Below are 401 nucleotides of genomic sequence, written 5' to 3' on the forward strand. Positions count from 1 at the left end.
GGCATCAAGATTCACGGCACGTTCATCCTTGGCCTGCCCGGGGAAACGCGCGAGACGATTCAAAAAACCATTGCGTATGCGAAGGAAATCAATCCGCATACGATCCAGGTGTCGCTGGCCGCGCCGTATCCTGGGACGACGCTGTATAAGCAGGCCGTTGAGAACGGTTGGCTAGAGGAAAACAAGGTCATCAACCTGGTCAGCCACGAGGGCGTGCAGTTGGCGGCGATCGGCTACCCGCACTTGTCGCGCGAGGACATCTATCACGGCCTCGAGGAGTTCTATAAGCGGTTCTATTTCCGGCCGTCAAAGATCTGGGAGATCGTGCGGGAGATGCTGACGAGCTGGGAAATGATGAAGCGCCGGCTGCGCGAAGGGGTCGAGTTCTTCCGCTTCCTGCG

1 pseudogene is annotated in these 401 nt (G+C 58.1%); it reads left to right on the top strand.

Annotation, left to right across the window (positions count from 1 at the left end):
* Positions 1-401 (top strand): annotated as a pseudogene (locus tag KQH60_RS14645) (hopanoid biosynthesis associated radical SAM protein HpnJ); the annotation flags it as partial.

The organism is Mycetohabitans sp. B8, from assembly GCF_021991875.1.
Lineage (GTDB): Bacteria > Pseudomonadota > Gammaproteobacteria > Burkholderiales > Burkholderiaceae > Mycetohabitans.